Below are 607 nucleotides of genomic sequence, written 5' to 3' on the forward strand. Positions count from 1 at the left end.
AGCAGGTGAACGTGCCGATCCTGGGGATCGTCGAGAACATGAGCGGCTTTACCTGCCCCTCCTGCGGGGAGGTCACGCACATCTTCCGTCAGGGCGGTGGCGAGAGCATCGCGGCCAGCCTCGGCGTGCCATATCTCGGTGCGATACCGCTCGACCCGGCGATCGTCGATGGTGGCGACAGCGGCGTGCCGCTGACGGCATCGGCTGCCGACAGTCCCGCGGCACTTGCCTATACAGCGATTGCGAACGCCCTGACCGCAGACATGAGTCCGGCGGGAGGTCTTCAGATTCCATTTGACTGGGATGTGACGTCCGGCAAGGGCCAGCCTACCCCTGTGCCGGATGCAGCATCCGACCGGCCCTTGGCGCTGGAATACGACGGCACTGGGCTGATGATCCGTTGGTCCGATCGCGAGCAGAGGATCGACCCGCGTGATCTGCGCCTCGCCTGCCGCTGCGCTGCCTGCCGTGACGAGGTGAGCGGGAAGCGACTGCTGGACCCGGCGACAATGCCGCTCGACGTTGTACCGGCGCGGATATGGAGCGTCGGCAATTATGCACTCGGCATCGCTTTCAGCGACGGGCACAATTCCGGCATCTACACCTT

General features: G+C 64.9%; 1 protein-coding gene. It reads left to right on the forward strand.

Going from position 1 to position 607, the window contains the following annotated elements:
* Nucleotides 1-607 (forward strand): P-loop NTPase (locus VQ044_RS25530; protein ID WP_331827925.1); only part of this gene is annotated, 607 nt, incomplete at both ends.

It is taken from the genome of Aurantimonas sp. C2-5-R2 (genome assembly GCF_036549495.1).
Classification (GTDB): Bacteria; Pseudomonadota; Alphaproteobacteria; order Rhizobiales; family Rhizobiaceae; genus Aurantimonas; species Aurantimonas coralicida_A.